This is a genomic window from Nocardia sp. MH4 (assembly GCF_019266065.1).
Classification (GTDB): Bacteria; Actinomycetota; Actinomycetes; order Mycobacteriales; family Mycobacteriaceae; genus Nocardia; species Nocardia canadensis.
In genome coordinates this window covers 87,707-104,507 of the sequence record NZ_LPNR01000108.1, presented here as the reverse complement: position 1 = coordinate 104,507, position 16,801 = coordinate 87,707, and the positions used below count along the sequence as shown (strand labels likewise).

Sequence of the window (16,801 nt, the reverse complement as noted above, 5' to 3'; positions counted from 1 at the left end):
ACGGTCGCTAGTCGGCATGTCCGCTGTTGTTCGCCGTCAACCGAGAGACTCGGCGATCACCACAGTGTTGGCCTCGCTCGCGCCGACGACCTGATCGAACCGCCCGTCGCAGGTGATCAACGCGAGACCGGAGACAGCTCGGTGCGCGGACAGAATTCCGCTGAGTGCGGCGGAGTCTGACTTGGGAATTCCCGCGATGACCTCGCGGACACGAAACCCCGCCGCCCAGCCTGACCATGCCGGGCGCACCTCGAGGTGGTCTCCGGGCGCCAGATCACCGAGGTGGTCGAAGACGCCATGACCGTTGACCTGCGTGTGCCCGAGAACGACCGCCAGGCCCGGTTCGCCCGGTCGCGGACCGTCCGACCACCAGGTCGTGGACTCCATATCGACCGGGACGCCGAAACTCTCGACCTCGCGACCGAGGAACGGGTCGAACTCGACGGTCGTCGGCGCAGGCGCCATCGGCGCGTCGATGTCGAGCGCGGGAACGACGAGTCGCGCCGGCTCGGCGGCGTCGATCCGCGGGGGCACAGACAGTCGCGGAGCCACGGAGTGCGCAGGGGAACCCGCGCCGACTCCGGCCGCGGTTTCGTCGCCGCTGATGTTCGATATGACCAGCGGCAGCGAGATCGCCAGCAGGCACACCGCGACAACTCGCAGCGACAGGACGGCGGACGCCGTGATCCCCCGGCGGTTTGCCGACTTCTGTCGGCCGTGGGCATGTTCCTCCATCGGTTCCTCCCCACTGATCATGCGGCTGCGGGGCCACATACTTCGGCGGCGTGCAGAGCGTCGAGGGTTTCCTGGTTGGCTATCGGTAGCCGTGCCAGGACATCGTTGACCGTCTCGGCTAGCACCGTGAGCTGATACCCGATGGCGTCGTTGGCCCCTCGCAGTTCCGCCGTCGCGGCATCGGCATCCCAGCGCTGCGCCGCGTGCAACCGATCCTCGATACCGTCGACCGAGTTCGCCACGTCGCCGAAGGCACCACTGGCTCGATCTCGCAGGTTCACCCATGTCGCCGCGTCGGTACCGGGCGTCAGCACTCGATCCGTGACGGGGACCGCTACGGCGGCGACGAAGTCGTGCGCATCGCGTGCGGCATGCCCGATCACCGCCAGATCTGTCCGCACAGCACCGAAAGCGGCGTCGATGGGCATCGTCTCGTCGCTCGACGCCGGAAGAGCCGCGCGGAACGACTCGGTCGCCGAGCACAACGATGCCGCGAAGGTGACCATGTCGGTATGCACGTCTGCTTTGTGTTCCGCGAAGTACACGCGATCGGCTGCGGCCTGGGCTGCCGCGCGAAGGTGTTCCGCATTCTCGCGACTCGCTTCGGAATTCTCGTCGAGCAATCCACCGTCGAACTCGCATTGAGCGAGAACGAGTACTGCCGTCAACAGGGTCGTCACGATCAGCAGCGCTCGAAACACTCTCGTGCGCCATACTGCAGTATTGGGCAATTTGCTCATTCGATCCACTGTGTGCACAAATAATTGCTTCATTATTCCTCGTCCGCGTTCCTTTTCCCAGTCCAGGAAAGCACCGCGATGCACTGCCATCAAGAGCCGAATGTCCCGGGCAATCGTCACTCGACGGCGATCGGGACGAAGCCGATTGCCCTGCCGTAGCCATCCAGCACTCGCCCCATACGCTTCAGGGTGGCGGCCGTGAGGTCACGTTCCCGGATCTCGGCCTGCGGAAAGCTGCGAGCGATCTCGGATTCCAACCGCAACGACCGGTCGATCGTCGGCAGCCAGGCGACCATGAGCAGATTCGTTTCGCCACCGAGCATCGGAACACAGACGCGGACCGCACTCCATTTCGTGGTCGTAGCGCCGAAACGATCGAGGTCGGCCGGTGGTACGCGCAATCTGTAGGTGACGAGAATCGGCCAGCCGGCCGCCTGCCGCGACATTTCCGCTCGGAGAATCAGTCGACCGGCACGAGTCATCTCCGTCAACCGCCGCCGGATCGATGTCGCGCTCATTCCGGTGTCGCGGGCGAGATCGACGACACTGCGACGGGCATCCGCGCCGAGTGCGGCCACCAACCGCCGGTCCGACAATCGCCCGGAGTCTCTGGGCCGGACAGCCGGTTGATCCGCATCTCCGAGGGCCGCGCGCTCATATTTGTCCAGCGAGCCCGCTCGCCAATCGCTGCCGTCGGCATAGACATTCACACCAACACTGGTTCGCACCTCGACGACGCCGGGGAGTGTACCGATCGAACTCGTCACGAAGTCGTCGAGCGCACCGAGATCGCCCGCGGCGACCCAGAGTTCGAGCTGGAAGTGGCCCGTCGTTCGCTCCACAGAGTAAATGGACGGGTAAGTGCACACCGCCTCTGACACCTGCCGGATTCGGTCCGGTCGGCACTTGAGCTGCACGATCGCGAAGAGCGAATATTCTGGGGCGTACGCGGTCGTCCAGGCCAGCCCTTCGGCAGTCAGACGCCGCCACCGTCTGGCTGCCGTCGCCGCGTCTATCCCGAGAGCAGCGCCGACGCGCGCCCACGACGCCCGAGGCGCGATTTGTAGCGCGTTCACCAGGTTCAAGTCGTCCTCGGTGAAGACGGGTTCGGACCGCGACCCGGGTACGCGCGACTCGCGGGCGCCCATGTGATCTCGTTCCACGAGACTATTGTGTCGAACCGATCCGCACGTTCTAACCAATCGGAGCCGCGACACGCGCCGATCAGCTCGCCAGGGACGTATCCACAACGCCGATCTTGACGGCCAGCGCCGCGGCCTGCACCCGGCCGCTGACTCCGAGCTTCGCGAACAGCACGGTCAGCGAGTTGCGAACCGTCTTCTCGGCGATGAACAATCTTTCGGCCATCTGGCGATTCGTCAGGCCTTTGCCCAGCATCGCGAACATCCTCCGCTCACGGGGGCTGAGCTGGTCCAGTACGGCGGTCCGCCCGACCCTGGTTCGCAGTTCTCGGACTACCCGCGGATCGTACGAAGTCCCGCCGGCGTCGACGATTCTGATCGTCGCGGCGAGTTCGGGACCGACGACATCTTTGACGACATACGCGCTCGCTCCGGCCACCATCGATTCAGCGAGTCGATCGGGGTCCGTACTGGCGGTGAGGACGACGCACCGCACCCCGTCGAACCGGGTGCGCAGGAGACGGCACAGATCCAGGCCACGGCCGTCGGGCAGGTCCGGATCGATGATAACCACGTCCGGCGCGTGATCGCCCCGGATTCGCGCCATCGCCTGCAGGACGTTCACCGCCTCACCGTCGATGCTGATGTCGGGCTCGCCGCCGAGTGCGACGTTCAGACCGCGGAGCACGATCTCCTGACGGTCCACGAGAAACACCCGGATATCGGTCGCCGCGGGGGACTCGCCGCGCGGCAGTCGCTCTGCCATCGTTCGACCGGATCCCCGGCGACGCGATTCGGTCGGTGTGCCGTCACCGCGGCCTGACGAGATCGCCATGGCCTTCCCGCCACGGCACAGTTGCCCGGGACCGGATAGCTCTGCTCGATGGCCTTGTTCGGTTCTCGATCGCATCTGATTCTTCTCCACTTGGCGCGAATTGTCGTTCCATGACCGGGACGCACACAGCGAACCGGCAAACCCAGTCTCTGATGTCGATGCCAGATGGCTAGAAGTTGCCTCAGATTCGCCACATTTGATGGCTATTTGCTGGGAACCGCCAGACCTGGACCACGATAACCACACATCCCGCCACGGCGAGTACGCGACCCGAAGTACCTGCCGAATGAGCAGAATGTGAGATCCTCGCACGAATTCATCGGTCGTGACTCGGCCCACAGTTGCGCCGCGGCTGGCCGCCATGGTCTCACAGCTGGGCGAGCCCAGCTGAAATGCGTGGGTGAGTTCACCGCGATAGCTGGAAGCCGGGCGAGGAGTCCGTCATCACAACGCCGACCAGGACGTCCGGCCCTTTTTTCGAATCGACGAATCAGAATAGATTCGAATGCGCCGGAGATGAACTGATACCCGAGATCAAAGGTCCTGAATATGACATTCGAGATTTGCGCGAGTTCCGAACCGCAGAAAGCAACAAATTCTTCGCCGCACATCGGCGCCGCCAGCGGTACCCGCACGGCGCACCCCGCTCGCCCATGGACGCAGCGCACCCAAGTCCCGCTGCGGACACAGTGGGCCTGACATGGTGTGGCGAGATGCGCCAGCACGGGAGACCTGGCCGGGTTTGGTGGTTCGCACGCACGGGGCAGTGCCGGCCGCGGACATGATGCACACGATCGCCGGTGTCAGCCGAGCGCTACGGGCGGCATCCGCATCGTCCACCGGGTGTGTGCGCATCTCTCGGCGCCACCTTCGAGGCGTCCTTTACCAGGTCAACGCGGATATCAACGGTCGGCCGTGCCGAATGCAAATCATGGGACCAGCGTCGGCGGCGGTCGAGCGATTCAGCCGTCATGTCGACGGTGTACGCACCGGTCGAGCCGCCCGGTTCCTTCCTTATCCGGAGAACAGCGTTCTGCACACAGCTACACCGCCGCAGCCTGTCGTCCGACGAAAGGCAGTCCAGCTGCTGACTTTGGCCCCGGCCGCGGCCAGTGAGGTCATGTACCGGATGGACTTCGCCACGTTCCTCTTCCGCGACGCGGACACCGGCGACAGCGCCGTGGTGTATCGAACAGGCGCTCAGCAGGTCGGGTTGATCCGTCGGACCCGGGCCTGCTTGCCCTGCACCGATACGTATCGAATCGCTGTCGACAACAGCGCTGCCGAGGCTGTTCCGGAATCCGTCGCCGCAGAACGACTGTGCCGCAACGGCCTGCCCTTCCTGTTCTTCGCCGATCCCCGGACGGCACGCGGGCGGCTGATGTACCGGCGATTCGACGGGTACCTGGCCGTTCTAGAACCACACGATCGCCCATGACATCGACGACCACAGTTGTCGTGGTGGACGGTTGGGCGATCGCGCAGCAAGGGCTCCGCAGCATCTGCGTGCAGTCGGCGAATCTCACGCTCGCGGGTGTCGCGAGTTCCATGAGCGCGGCGCTAGAGCTGATCAACCGGGTCCAGCCGGACGTTGTCGTGATCGATCCGCAGTCTTTGCGCGGCGAAGTGGTCAGCACGGCAGCAGCGCTGGCGGCGCTGCCACCGAACATCGGTTGCCTGATCTTCACCGAGAACCCCAGCCACCGAACGATGGTGTCCGCAGTGTCCAGAGGGCGCACCGCGGTACTGTGCAAGTCGGCAACGATGGCCGAGTTGACCGCACTCGTCGAACGACTCGGTTCGCCCTGCGCGCTGCTCGATGACCGGCTCAGCGAAACCGTGATCAGCGAGGTCCGCCGCCATCGTGACATCGAGACGGTCAGGTTGACCGAGCGGCAACGACAACTGCTGGCCATGCTCGGAGCCGGATTGACCAACCGGCAGATCGCGGCTCGGCTCTTCCTCAGCGAGAAGACGATCCGCAACGCGGTCTCCGGATTGCTTACCCGGCTGGACCTGCGTAACCGTACCCAAGCTGCCGTAGTCGCCCATGCACTCGGCCTCGGAGCCGAGGACTTCCCGCTCATCCGGAGGTCGGTATGACCAATCCCAGCCGCTGATCATACCGGCGGTAGAGCAGGCGCCCGCGCGACCAGCAATCGTCGATGAAGAACAGCGACGCCAGACCTTTCTCACACAGCTCACGCATCGCCGCCGCTTCCGTCATCACGCTCGCGGGAGCGGCTACAACGAAAAGATGAGGCGCGGGGTCATCCACCGGTTGCCGTCGTGCTCGCCGACGCTGCAGAACCAGCGCCGAGGGGTCCGCAGACCGGCTGCCCGGACGGAAGACAACGGCGTCCTCGCCCGTATCCGAGTCGGTGAAGAGGCGGGCGCTGTAGTCACTCGCTTCGAGGTCACATGCGGCATCGCACGGAGCGCATCGGCGCAGGCGAACCAGTTTGCGGCGCACAATCGGCTTCGTGTCGCTGGCACAGGTCAGGCGCGGATCTATCGAACCAGACCACCACGAAGGAATCCCGTCCGCAGCGCTGACAAGCTTGCGCTCGAGACGTCCGACGAGTATCTGGACGACCGATTCCGTTGCCGCCACCAGCTGCACCCGGAGCACGCGAACACCGCATTGAACCGTCGCCTCGGCCAGCGTCTCGTTCCGGGCTCGGCCGGTGAACCGAATACGCACTCGCTCGACATTTTCCAAATGTGTACAAAGATCCACTGCGGCAGCTTTCGCAGCGACAACGATCCGCATGTCTGTATATCGACACCACTCGATGTCGATAGGGTCTTCTCTGATTCGACGCACTCGCACAACATCACCCTCGAGGTAAGTAGCTTTTCCGGGACATCCACCCCTGCCCCTCTGGTATCAGAAATGATTCGATCAACATGACTTCGATGCACAACAGAATGGAATCTTGATGGCAAGAAATGAGTGGATCAAGAAGGCCAACTGCCGATCCGTGCCCCCCGAGATGTTCTTCCCTTCCCTGCAGACAAGAAAGCTCACCATCGCGCGGACACGGGGAGTGTGCCTGCACTGCCCAGTCATCAAGGAGTGCGCGCGATTCGTCCTCGACGAGAAGATAAAATGCGGCATCTACGCGGGCGTCCTGATCGGTTACGGCGCCGATCCGCGACCGGCCGCAATCGAAGCGCTCAGACAGATCGCGGGCACCGACGACAGCGGACCACCGAGCTGACCCCCGCCAGGCCCGTGCTCGGGCAGCAGCGCGACGTCGGTCCGACCGCGCATCGGACCGACGCCACCCCACGCTCAACGAGTCAGCAAGTCCCGCTCACTACTCTTGCCCCGGCGACGCACTCGCGGGCGGCTCGTCCGCTCGCGTACTCCCGGAACTGAGCAGTCCTGCCAGCGCCTTCGCGGATGAGCTGCCCAGTCCCACAGCGGGAAGCAGCAGGCCCACCCCCTCCGACGCGATCCCACTACCGGTGCCCAAGATCTCGCCACCGACCGAACTACCCGCTTCGGCCAATTCCGCCGCTGCCGGACCTCCCGACCCGGAATCGGCATACGCCACCGAGGCACCCACCGCGGGAACACCCATTCCGACAGCGAGGGCGACCGCTACCCAACCGACGCGCTTCCTTTTCATGGTCCACTCCTCTGCGATGTACCGGATTTCACGACACACGTTTCCTGGCCGCCTGAGCAGCCCCCGATGCCGCCTTGCGAACATCCGGTGTGATATCCGGATGAACATGCCGAACGCTAACTACAATTCAGCGCCGAAAAAAGGACCGCCTGCCCGGACGGGACACTCGCCGGGCAAGTAGGGACAATTGTCATTTCTTCGGACCCGATCACCGGTGGCCGATCAGATCGGCCCAAGAAGCCAGTAATTCGAGCATCGAACCTGCGACAGAACTGCCGCCGGACACCACGGAGCCTCCGCTCTCGACAAGCTGTGACAACAGCTTCGAAGCGTCTGATGCCGCCGCACTGCCCGAGCTCACGATCTGCGCACCAAGTGATATGCCGGAGCGGGCCGAACCCGTTCCCGCATCCACGAGTTCCGACGATCCGAATGCGCCGACGTCGGCTGCAGCAAGCGCTGGTCCCGCACCCGACAGCAGGATTCCCACACCGATCAGAATCGCAACAGAATTCCTCAACATTCGCGTAATCACCATGCGACCACCCTTTCCATGAATAGCCATCCAGGCCGTGTGACCGGATTTCGGCGACAATTCGGTGGCGTCTACAGCGCCGAGCGAAAACTATCAATACGTTCGCAGCCGCGAACATATTCATCGGTCATACGGGGACAGTCGCCGGGCCGCTCAGGACGAAAGACCCGGCAGTAGCTGATCGACGAGGTCGCTCCGGCCGGTGCTCATGTCCCTGAGAGCCAGGACGTTCGTGCCGAGCTCCGGCGCGTCCAGCCGACGGTCTCCATCGTGATCCGGTCAGCACGCGGCCTGACCAGCACGCGAAAAGCGCCCTCGGTGGGCGAGTGGCTCGCTCACCGAGGAGGCTTCGATGCGGGTGGGTGCTCAGCCGAGCAGGCGCCAGTCCTCCAGGCCCTGGTAGAGCGGGACGCTCTGGGCCAGCTTGGCGACGCGGGCGCGCAGCGAGTCGGTGTCGGAGGTGCCGGCTTCGACGCCGCGTTCGTGATGGACCACTTCTACCAGCTACCCGGCATCGGCGCCCCGGACGAGCCGATGCTGGAGGCCTACACGGCGCTCGGCGCGCTGGCCACCGCGACCGAGCGAATCCCGGTACCGCGGGTTCCCGCTATGTTGACTCCCTGGATCACGTGACCCGTCGGTCCGTCGCCGCAACGCGATGGAACCGAATCGTCGCTTCGTGCGTCCAATCAACAGAACGAGGAAACGGGGAGGGTAGATGACCGGGATTCTCCAGGTGGACATCGATGTCCTGGGCAAGACCGTCCAGTTGCTGCGCGGCACGGAGCAGGTGCTCACCGACGCCATGAACGCGCTGTCCAAGGACGGGAATTCCGACATCGGAACCGCCAAGCTGAACGACGCCGCCGACAACTTCCAGAGCAAGTGGAAGTACGGCATCGAACGGATCTGCGAGTCCGCGACCGTCACCGCCGACGGAATCGCGCAGTGCCACACCGCCTACCAGCAGCTCGATACCGCGGTCGCGCAGGCACTCGCCCAGGCGGGCGCGCAGACCGATCCACAGGCGGTCACTCCGGGGACCCCGAATTGACCGACAACCCCTACCCGAATCTCGGTTTCAACCCCACCCCGGGGGACGCCACCGAAGTCGCCGCCCTCGGCACGAAGGTCAAGACCGCTGCCGACGCCGTCACCGAGACCAACACGCTGCTCACCAGCATTCGCAACAGCAACGACGAGGTGTGGAAAGGCGAGGCGGGCGATGCCTTCCGCGCCGGCTTCGACGCCACGCTCGCCCAGGACCTCGGACTCGCCCAATCCTCGCTGCAGCAGGCCAACACCGCGATCGCGGCCTGGCACACCGATCTCGTGGCCTTCCAGGACACCGCGAAAGGTCTGGAGACCGAAGCCGCCACCGCCAGGGCCAACCACGCCCAAGCGGTCACCGCGCTCCAGCAGGCCAAGGCCAATCCCGACCTCGGCCTGGCCAACAAGACCTTCTCCGACGCGTCCGAGCTGGCCGACGCCCAGTCCCGGCTCAACGCCGCCAACGCCCAGGTGACCTCGGCGTCGACCGCGGTCGACAACTGTCAGGCCGCGATCGACGCGATCATCGCCCGCGCGAAAGATCTGGAGATCGCGCACAACGCCAAGGCCACCACCACGGCGAGCGAACTGGAGTCCGCCGCGAACTTCGCACCCAGCGAACCGGACAAGAGCTGGTGGGACAGTCTCACCGATTGGATCGATGAGAACCGCGACGCGATTCACGAGGTGCTGTCCACCACCTCCGCGATCGGCGGCATCCTGGCGCTGGTCACCCCGCCGCCGATCAGCGCGATCGCATTGGGCATCTCGTTGGCCGCGGGCGCGGGGGCGCTGGCCCTGACCGCCACCAACGACGAACTGCGCGACGACCTGGTCAACGGCAGCTGGACCGAGAGGCTCGGCGCCGCCGCGACCGTCGGCGGTGACCTGCTGAGCGTGGTGCCCGGCGCCTCGGGGGTGTTCAAGGCGGGCAAGGTGGGCCTCATGGGGGGCGGCGCCGATGATCTCGGCAGATTCGGGATGATGGCGCAGACCTGGGGGGAAGCGGCGAATGATCCGGGTCTCGTCGCCCGTGTCTTCACCGACAAGAACGTCTTCGGCGTGTCGGACAAGCTCACCTCCTCCGGCGCGACGACCGGTGTGCATTCGCTGCTGCAGCTCACCGGAGCCGAAGGCAAGCACTTCATGCAGGAGAGTCCGGCGACCGCGCTGGCGGTGCTGCAGCGGATGACCGGCGCCTCGTACAAGTCGATCGATCTGTCCCAGGGAGTTGGAGATTGACAGCCCACACCACGCCTGGCGGGTCGACCACCTCGCTGTCGGTCGTCCTGCCGCGCGGCTACTACGAATTACCGCTGGACACGATTCATGAAGCGGTCGAGTCGGCCGAGAGCATCGTCGAGTTCCTGCCGACCGAGGTCGCCGACGTCTTTCCCGAAGTGGCGACGGCCATCGCCGACCTGCTGACCGTCCTGCGCGCCAACAACGCCTGTTACTGCGCGATCGGTCAGCACGCCGCCGCGGACGGCACACCGGTGACCTCGTGGCTGACCATCTCGCTGCTGGATCGCGGTCGCGCCCAGAACCCCCGGGTGACCATCGCCGAGCTGGCCGCGGAGAAGGCGACCGACGGCCGCGACGCACACATCGAGCCGGTCGAACTCGGCGGGCGCACAGTCCTGTTCATCGAATCGACGACAACCTATGCCGTCGTCGACGATTCATCGCGGGCGGAGTCTCCCGGCCGCGCCGTCCATCAGATCGAGGCGATCGTCGTCGCCGACGACGGCGCCCGGATCGCCGTCGCCGTGCTGTCGACCGCCGATGTGGCGTACGGGTCCGATTTCGGGGCGATGATGGTGCTGCTGGCCGGCTCGATCACCTTCGACACCGTTGTCCATCCACAATTCACGCTCGCGCTGTGAACGGAACCGGCGTCCGGACGGCGCGGGCCTGGAGCACACCGCGCACCTTGGGGACGCTTCTCTGGACGACTGTGCGCGCGCTGGTCGTGCTCGGGCTCGGCGTGGCGTGCGCGGTGGCGTTCGTCCACTTCGTCGAGGTGTCGCAGACGGAGACAGGACGGACGGCGCAGGACGCCGACCGGATGGCGCTGCTGTGCTTCTTCGCGGTCTTGCCACTCACCGTGACGGGAATCGTCATGACCCGAACCGCGTTTCGGCGATGGTTGTCGGCGCGGCATCGCTGGCAGGTGTGGCGCATCGAGACGCTGCGAACCGGCATCCAGGAATGGGTCCATCTGCTAGACGACCGGGGAACCATCGCCGGCACCGTGGTGCTGCGCAAGTGGACATCGCGCACGTTCAGCGGCGACGACGAACTGGTGTGGTTCGCCGGGGTGCCGAACAAGGCAGGCCTCATCGCGAAACCGGGCGGCGCCCGCACACAGCTGGCCTACCGTTCGCTCTTCTACACGCCGCCGCGCTTCGGCACCTCGCTGTTCGTCAAGAACGAGTCATCGGCTCCGATTCCGCAGCCGCGCAGCGCTTCTCCGGCGACAACCCCCGAACCTCTCGGCAAGCACGGTGGATTGGACGATCCCGCGTTCCCCTCACCGCGCAAGCTTCGTCGAACGCTGGCCTACCCGCTCGACGTCGCCCTGCATCTGGCGATCGGTGTCGGTGTCGTGTTCTTCACCGACGAGGCGACGCGTCATGCCGTGACACACCAGGAGTGGAACAGTCCCCAGATCAAGTGGTGGACGATGATCGGATGCTTCCTGCTCGCGTCGTTCGTCGACCGGGTCGTCTTCCAAGCCGTGACGAGGACGACGCTCGGCAAAGCCGTGTTCGGGCTGGTCATCATCGACCGCGACACGGGCCGCGCTCCCCGTGCGCGCCGACTGCTCGCGGCCTGGCTGATCGGGGTGATCATGCCGCTGCTGATCCTGGGAGACAGCTCCGTCCCGGAGCGCCCCGAGCGCTACCTGCTCCCGGCGGTGCGCCGCACCGACGCCCGCCGGGTGATCAGGCAGGCCGCCTGAAACGGCGAAAAGCCCTCGCCGGCTGAATGACTCAGCAGGCGAGGGCCCTCGGTCAGGAATCGGCTCAGCCGAGCAGGCGCCAGTCCTCCAGGCCCTGGTAGAGCGGGACGCTCTGGGCCAGCTTGGCGACGCGGGCGCGCAGCGAGTCCGTGTCGGAGGTGCCGGCGAGAGCGGCGGCGATGATGTCGGCGACCTCGGTGAACTCGGCGTCGCCGAAGCCACGGGTGGCCAGGGCGGCGGTGCCGATACGCAGGCCGGAGGTGACCATCGGCGGGCGCGGGTCGAACGGGACCGCGTTGCGGTTGACCGTGATGCCGACCTCGTGCAGGAGATCCTCGGCCTGCTGGCCGTCGAGCTCGGAGTTGCGCAGGTCGACCAGGACCAGGTGCACGTCGGTGCCGCCGGTGAGGACGGACACGCCCTTGTCCTTGACGTCGGCGCCGGTCAGACGCTCGGCGAGGATCCGGGAACCGGACAGGGTGCGCACCTGGCGGTCCTTGAACTCCTCGGTCGCGGCGATCTTGAAGGCGGCGGCCTTGGCGGCGATCACGTGCATCAGCGGGCCGCCCTGCTGACCCGGGAAGACCGCCGAGTTCAGCTTCTTGGCGAATTCCTGCTTGGCCAGGATCAGGCCGGAGCGGGGGCCGCCGAGGGTCTTGTGCACGGTGGAGGACACCACGTCGGCGTACGGGACCGGCGAGGGGTGCAGACCGGCGGCGACCAGACCGGCGAAGTGCGCCATGTCGACCCACAGGTAGGCGCCGACCTCGTCGGCGATCTCCCGGAACTTGGCGAAGTCCTGGTGGCGCGGGTAGGCCGACCAGCCGGCCACGATCACCTTCGGCTTGGACGCCTTGGCGATGTCGCGCACCTCGTCCATGTCGATGCGGTGGTCTTCCTTCGACACACCGTAGGAGTGGACGTCGTAGAGCTTGCCCGAGAAGTTCAGGCGCATGCCGTGGGTGAGGTGACCGCCGTGGGCCAGGTCCAGGCCCAGCAGGGTCTCGCCCGGGTTCATCAGCGCCATCAGCACCGCGGCGTTGGCCTGCGCGCCGGAGTGGGGCTGCACGTTGGCGAACTCGGCGCCGAAGAGCTCCTTGGCGCGGTCGCGCGCCAGGGTCTCCACCACGTCGACGGCCTCGCAGCCGCCGTAGTAGCGGCGGCCCGGGTAGCCCTCGGCGTACTTGTTGGTGAGCACGGAACCCTGCGCCTGCAGGACCGCACGCGGCACGAAGTTCTCCGAGGCGATCATCTCGAGGGTGTCGCGTTCGCGGGCGAGCTCGCCCGCCATCGCGGCGGCCAACTCGGGATCGAGCTCACCGAGAGACTGGGTATTCACCGAAGCGGTCGTCTGCGTCACGACCCTCAGTCTATGGGCCGCGCGCGGACGCCCGAGCACGGGGATAGCGCAACACCGACGGAGCCGCCACCCGGGAGACGCAGCTCACAGCCCTGCGGCCGCGCCGACGACCCCCATCGAGCAGCACCGGCGGCCGTAACAGCCGCCCCGCCGGTGACCGATGACACAGTCGTGGACCTCCTCCCCGTGACACCGGCCATCGCACCGTCCAACCCGATCGAAGCGCTGCTGCTCCAGGTGAGTTACCTGATCTGCTCGCTGTTCAACCCGGGCGGCTGCGCCGTCATCCTGTAGTTCACACCGGCATCCGCCGGATCGCGCCCGGGGTGAGCGGCTCGTCGAGCAGACGGCCGAACCGCTCGACCCGATCCTGCGCGTCGACCGCGCCGTCGAGCCAGCCGCCGAGCAGGCGGTAGCCCTCCACGTAGGTGCTGATGTAGGCCCGCCACAGCGGCGAGGACAGGAACCGCAGCGATTGGCGCGCCCGCTCCGGCGTGGCCAGGCTCCACCGCTGCAGGAAGGCCGCGACCTCGTCCTCGCCGCGCCGCTGATCGTGCAGCAGCAGCGCCGCGTCCTGGCGCACGCTCAGCAGTTTCGCCGACGCGGTCGAGAAGCGCTCGGCCCGTTCACCGTCGAAGCGCAGCCCCAGGTCGGCGTAGATCTCCTGGGCCCACAGTCCCCAGCCCGGCCCGATGATCGACTGCAGCGCCAGGTCGGCCAGGCCCTCGGCCATCAGGCACTGCGGGGTGTTGACCAGGAACAGCGTCTGTTCGTCCTCGCCCGCGGCGACCAGCCCGGCTTCCTTGCGGCAGTGTTCGGTGTGATGGCCCGGGTAGGCCTCGTGCGCGATGAGCGCGGGCAGGTGCGCCATGTGCTGCTTGAGGTCGGAGTTGATCGCGACCTTGGAGTGGAAGTTGCCCAGGTAGTAGTTGAATCCGGACCACGGCTTGTCACCGACCACCTCGTAGGTGACGGTCTCGTGGTCGGGCAGCGGGTAGCGCTCGCGGACCCGCTCGCGCAGCGCGCTGGAGAACGCCTCGACGCAGACCGCGAGCTTGTCCGGCGGGATCTCGTCGCCGCGCCGGTAGGCGGCGGCGCGCTCGGCCAGCGGGCCCTCCCCGCCGAGCACCTCGTCCATCCGGCGGTGTGCCTCGCGGTAGTCGTCGGGGTCGCCGGGCGCGATGTCGACATCGAAGTAGGCGCGGACCTCGTCGACGAACCCGATCTCCTCCCCGGCGAACTTGCGCGCCGAGCACTCCATCGCGACCAGGTGGGCGTCGAGGAATTCGGTGCGCCGTGCCGACAGCCCCGCATCGGCCAGGCCGGCGCGCAGGTCGACGGCCCGCTTCACCAGCTCCGCCGGGTCGGGGACCGGCGCGTTCTCGATGTCGCGACGCAGCTGCGGGTCGCCGGTGTAGGCGTCGACGAAGCCTTCTTCGAGCCGGTCGAAAGCCAGTCCGAGCCGCAGGTATTCAGTGACGAGTGGATGTGACCCCATGCCGTCCGACCTTACGGGGTAATTCGGAAAAGCGGGTCCTACCTCGGTGTTGTCGCTCGTTACCGACGGGTAGCCAAACCCCCTGTTGCGCGCCGACGGCCGGGACGGAGCACAATCGCGGCATGCGGTCAGAGTTATCCCGGATCTCACTGGACGGGCAGCCCAGCTGTGCGTGTGCGCCCGGACGGAGCGTCGGGTAGGTGGCACGGATGAGCGAGCCGAGCCCGTATGTGGAGTTCGACCGGAAGCAGTGGCGCACCCTGCGCAAGTCGACTCCCCTGGTCCTGACCGAGGAGGAACTGACCGGCCTACGTGGTCTCGGCGAGCAGATCGATCTCGAGGAAGTGGCCGAGGTCTACCTGCCGCTCGCCCGTCTCATCCACCTGCAGGTCGCGGCCCGCCAGCGGCTGTTCGCCGCCACCGCGACCTTCCTCGGGGAGAAGCATCCCGACAAGCAGGTGCCGTTCGTGATCGGCGTCGCGGGCAGTGTCGCGGTCGGCAAGTCGACCACCGCGCGTGTGCTGCAGGCGCTGCTGGCCCGCTGGGACCACCATCCCCGGGTCGACCTGGTGACCACCGACGGTTTCCTCTACCCCACCGCCGAACTCACCCGCCGCGGCATCATGCACCGCAAGGGTTTCCCCGAGAGCTACGACCGGCGCAAGCTGCTGCGGTTCGTCACCGAGGTGAAGTCCGGCGCCGAAGAGGTGTGCGCGCCGGTCTATTCGCACAAGTCCTACGACATCGTGCCCGACGAGAAGCACTGTGTGCGCCAGCCCGACATCCTCATCGTGGAGGGCCTCAACGTGCTGCAGACCGGTCCGCGGCTGATGGTGTCGGACCTGTTCGACTTCTCCATCTACGTCGACGCCAGGATCGAGGACATCGAGAACTGGTACGTGCAGCGCTTTCTCGCGCTGCGCGAGACCGGCTTCGCCGACCCCGACGCGCACTTCCACCACTACGCCGGGTTCAGCGACGAGCAGGCCACCGCGGCCGCGCGCGACATCTGGAACTCCACCAACCGGCCCAACCTGGTGGAGAACATCCTGCCGACCCGCCCGCGCGCGACCCTGGTGCTGCGCAAGGACGCCGACCACACCATCAACCGGTTGCGGCTGCGCAAGCTCTGATCAGCGGTGCGTCGCCCGCACCTCGATCACGTCGCGCAGCACCGTCTTCCCGTCGACGGTCAGGTCCCCGGCGATGGTGCCGAACGGCGCCGCCGCGCCGGTGTGGCGCAGCTCGACGGCGTGGGGATCGGTGAGGACGCGCAGGGCCGGGTCGGCGCCGGCCTGGGTCCAGCCGTCGCGGTAGCGCCACACCGTCGAGGACCCGAGCTGCTGCGGTTCGTCGCGGTTCCAGACCAGGCGGGTCAGCACGACATCCGTGCCGTCGCCGCGGATGTCGGCGATCGAGCTGCACGACGGGAACGGCGGGCCCACGGAATCCACTGTCCCGGTGGCGAGATCGAGCCGGTGCACCGAGGCGGTACCGCAGGCGACATTGTCGCGGCTGTAGCCCGCCACGACGACCGAGCGTCCGCCGGGCGCGATCGCCGCCTGCCGGAACGGCGTGTTCACCTCGGCGATGCGGCCGAACTGCCGCACCGCACCGGAATTCAGGTCGACGACATAGAGGTGATTGATGCCCCAGTTCGCGCCGGGGACGGATTCGATCCGGGTGAGCACGGCGCGGTCGCGGTCCAGGGCGATCAGCTCGGTGCCGGTGAGGGCGGCGCCCTCCCCCAGCGGATCACGCGGCGTGGGCAGCGAGATCGACCGCAGCACAGTGGGATCGGGGGTGCGCAGGTCGGCCTGCATGATCGCGCCGTCGCGCCACCAGCCGACCACCGCGTCGTGCAGCGGGAACACCCGGGTGCACCGGCAGTCGATGCGGCCCGAGGCGACCAGCAGCTCGGCGACCTCCAGCGCGCTCACCACACCGGCCCCGTCGACCGCGTAGGCCAGCGAATTGTCCTGGCTGAAACCGATATCGCGATAGTCGCCGACCCGGTCGCCGCGCATCCCCGAGGCATCGGCGATCCCCATCCCGGTTGTCGTGCGCACCGCGAACAGCGGCGCCGATTGCGGTGCCGCCGTCACGATCTGCGGCCCCTGCGGCGTGGCGGGCGCGCACCCCGCCCCGAGGACCGCGACCGCCGCCGCGGCGACGACCATCCGTAACCCACTGATCCGCATCACTACCTCCGGCGCTCCCCCGCCTCGGCGCCACCGTGCGGCGCCGATCGGCCGGGCACTGTGCCCGGCGCGCGGGTATACGGACCCGACGCCGCAGTGGTT

At 66.8% G+C, this 16,801-nt stretch carries 19 protein-coding genes and 1 pseudogene; 10 read left to right on the top strand and 10 right to left on the bottom strand.

Annotated features, from left to right (window positions below):
• Window positions 1-36: 36 nt before the first annotated feature.
• From ATM97_RS19990 to ATM97_RS19975, 4 genes are all read right to left on the bottom strand, one after another.
• The gene (locus ATM97_RS19990) at window positions 37-735 is read right to left on the bottom strand and encodes a class F sortase (RefSeq protein ID WP_218719549.1); all 699 of its coding nucleotides are present in this window, start codon (window positions 733-735) and stop codon (window positions 37-39) included.
• 17 nt (window positions 736-752) lie between these two features.
• On the bottom strand, window positions 753-1,475 hold the full coding sequence (locus ATM97_RS19985; RefSeq protein WP_218719548.1) for a hypothetical protein: 723 nt from the start codon (window positions 1,473-1,475) through the stop codon (window positions 753-755).
• A 116-nt stretch (window positions 1,476-1,591) separates the two neighbouring features.
• The gene (locus ATM97_RS19980; RefSeq protein WP_218719547.1) at window positions 1,592-2,638 is read right to left on the bottom strand and encodes an Lrp/AsnC family transcriptional regulator; all 1,047 of its coding nucleotides are present in this window, start codon (window positions 2,636-2,638) and stop codon (window positions 1,592-1,594) included.
• A 61-nt stretch (window positions 2,639-2,699) separates the two neighbouring features.
• The gene (locus ATM97_RS19975; RefSeq protein WP_218719546.1) at window positions 2,700-3,542 is read right to left on the bottom strand and encodes a response regulator transcription factor; all 843 of its coding nucleotides are present in this window, start codon (window positions 3,540-3,542) and stop codon (window positions 2,700-2,702) included.
• A 676-nt stretch (window positions 3,543-4,218) separates the two neighbouring features.
• Here ATM97_RS19975 and ATM97_RS19970 point away from each other — a divergent pair.
• Window positions 4,219-4,890 (top strand): sigma 54 modulation/S30EA ribosomal C-terminal domain-containing protein, encoded by a 672-nt coding sequence (locus tag ATM97_RS19970; RefSeq protein WP_218719545.1) that lies wholly within the window; start codon window positions 4,219-4,221, stop codon window positions 4,888-4,890.
• On the top strand, window positions 4,887-5,555 hold the full coding sequence (locus ATM97_RS19965; protein WP_218719544.1) for a DNA-binding response regulator: 669 nt from the start codon (window positions 4,887-4,889) through the stop codon (window positions 5,553-5,555). The genes ATM97_RS19970 and ATM97_RS19965 overlap by 4 nt, the downstream gene beginning before the upstream one ends.
• Here the strand turns inward: ATM97_RS19965 and ATM97_RS19960 are convergent.
• Entirely contained in the window at window positions 5,536-6,225 is a 690-nt protein-coding gene (locus ATM97_RS19960) for a sigma 54 modulation/S30EA ribosomal C-terminal domain-containing protein (protein WP_218719543.1), read from the bottom strand. The two genes, ATM97_RS19965 and ATM97_RS19960, sit on opposite strands and share 20 nt — an antisense overlap.
• Before the next feature lie 169 nt (window positions 6,226-6,394).
• Here ATM97_RS19960 and ATM97_RS19955 point away from each other — a divergent pair, with 169 nt between their 5' ends.
• Window positions 6,395-6,676: a WhiB family transcriptional regulator gene (locus ATM97_RS19955; RefSeq protein WP_218719542.1), complete on the top strand. Its 282-nt coding sequence runs from the start codon at window positions 6,395-6,397 to the stop codon at window positions 6,674-6,676.
• 622 nt (window positions 6,677-7,298) lie between these two features.
• Here the strand turns inward: ATM97_RS19955 and ATM97_RS19950 are convergent.
• Both ATM97_RS19950 and ATM97_RS34515 read right to left on the bottom strand, forming a co-directional pair.
• Window positions 7,299-7,655 (bottom strand): hypothetical protein, encoded by a 357-nt coding sequence (locus ATM97_RS19950; protein WP_218719541.1) that lies wholly within the window; start codon window positions 7,653-7,655, stop codon window positions 7,299-7,301.
• Window positions 7,656-7,991: 336 nt separating this feature from the next.
• On the bottom strand, window positions 7,992-8,120 hold the full coding sequence (locus ATM97_RS34515) for a hypothetical protein (protein WP_255588104.1): 129 nt from the start codon (window positions 8,118-8,120) through the stop codon (window positions 7,992-7,994).
• Between ATM97_RS34515 and ATM97_RS19945 the strand changes: the two are divergent.
• From ATM97_RS19945 to ATM97_RS19925, 5 genes and pseudogenes are all read left to right on the top strand, one after another.
• Window positions 8,085-8,213: pseudogene (locus ATM97_RS19945) on the top strand (LLM class F420-dependent oxidoreductase); the annotation flags it as partial. The gene ATM97_RS34515 and the pseudogene ATM97_RS19945 sit on opposite strands and share 36 nt — an antisense overlap.
• A 130-nt stretch (window positions 8,214-8,343) precedes the next feature.
• On the top strand, window positions 8,344-8,679 hold the full coding sequence (locus tag ATM97_RS19940; protein ID WP_218719540.1) for a hypothetical protein: 336 nt from the start codon (window positions 8,344-8,346) through the stop codon (window positions 8,677-8,679).
• Window positions 8,676-9,917, top strand: coding sequence for a hypothetical protein (locus ATM97_RS19935; protein WP_218719539.1), 1,242 nt, complete (start codon window positions 8,676-8,678; stop codon window positions 9,915-9,917). Before ATM97_RS19940 ends, ATM97_RS19935 begins: the two co-directional genes overlap by 4 nt.
• Complete coding sequence (locus tag ATM97_RS19930; protein ID WP_218719538.1) at window positions 9,914-10,561, top strand: hypothetical protein; 648 nt, start codon at window positions 9,914-9,916, stop codon at window positions 10,559-10,561. Before ATM97_RS19935 ends, ATM97_RS19930 begins: the two co-directional genes overlap by 4 nt.
• The gene (locus ATM97_RS19925; RefSeq protein ID WP_218719537.1) at window positions 10,558-11,640 is read left to right on the top strand and encodes an RDD family protein; all 1,083 of its coding nucleotides are present in this window, start codon (window positions 10,558-10,560) and stop codon (window positions 11,638-11,640) included. Before ATM97_RS19930 ends, ATM97_RS19925 begins: the two co-directional genes overlap by 4 nt.
• Window positions 11,641-11,704: 64 nt before the next feature.
• On the opposite strand, the gene glyA is transcribed toward ATM97_RS19925, so the two are convergent.
• The gene (gene glyA / locus ATM97_RS19920) at window positions 11,705-13,000 is read right to left on the bottom strand and encodes a serine hydroxymethyltransferase (protein WP_218719536.1); all 1,296 of its coding nucleotides are present in this window, start codon (window positions 12,998-13,000) and stop codon (window positions 11,705-11,707) included.
• Window positions 13,001-13,171: 171 nt separating this feature from the next.
• Here glyA and ATM97_RS34510 point away from each other — a divergent pair, with 171 nt between their 5' ends.
• Complete coding sequence (locus tag ATM97_RS34510) at window positions 13,172-13,294, top strand: hypothetical protein (protein WP_255588081.1); 123 nt, start codon at window positions 13,172-13,174, stop codon at window positions 13,292-13,294.
• 1 nt (window position 13,295) lies between these two features.
• Here the strand turns inward: ATM97_RS34510 and ATM97_RS19915 are convergent, their stop codons facing one another.
• Window positions 13,296-14,498 carry a DUF885 domain-containing protein gene (locus ATM97_RS19915; RefSeq protein ID WP_218719535.1) on the bottom strand — a complete coding sequence of 401 codons (1,203 nt, stop codon included), beginning with the start codon at window positions 14,496-14,498 and terminating at the stop codon, window positions 13,296-13,298.
• A 200-nt stretch (window positions 14,499-14,698) separates the two neighbouring features.
• Here ATM97_RS19915 and coaA point away from each other — a divergent pair, with 200 nt between their 5' ends.
• The gene (coaA, locus tag ATM97_RS19910; protein ID WP_218719534.1) at window positions 14,699-15,631 is read left to right on the top strand and encodes a type I pantothenate kinase; all 933 of its coding nucleotides are present in this window, start codon (window positions 14,699-14,701) and stop codon (window positions 15,629-15,631) included.
• Here the strand turns inward: coaA and ATM97_RS19905 are convergent, their stop codons facing one another.
• Entirely contained in the window at window positions 15,632-16,699 is a 1,068-nt protein-coding gene (locus tag ATM97_RS19905; RefSeq protein WP_218719533.1) for a hypothetical protein, read from the bottom strand.
• Window positions 16,700-16,801 lie beyond the last annotated feature (102 nt).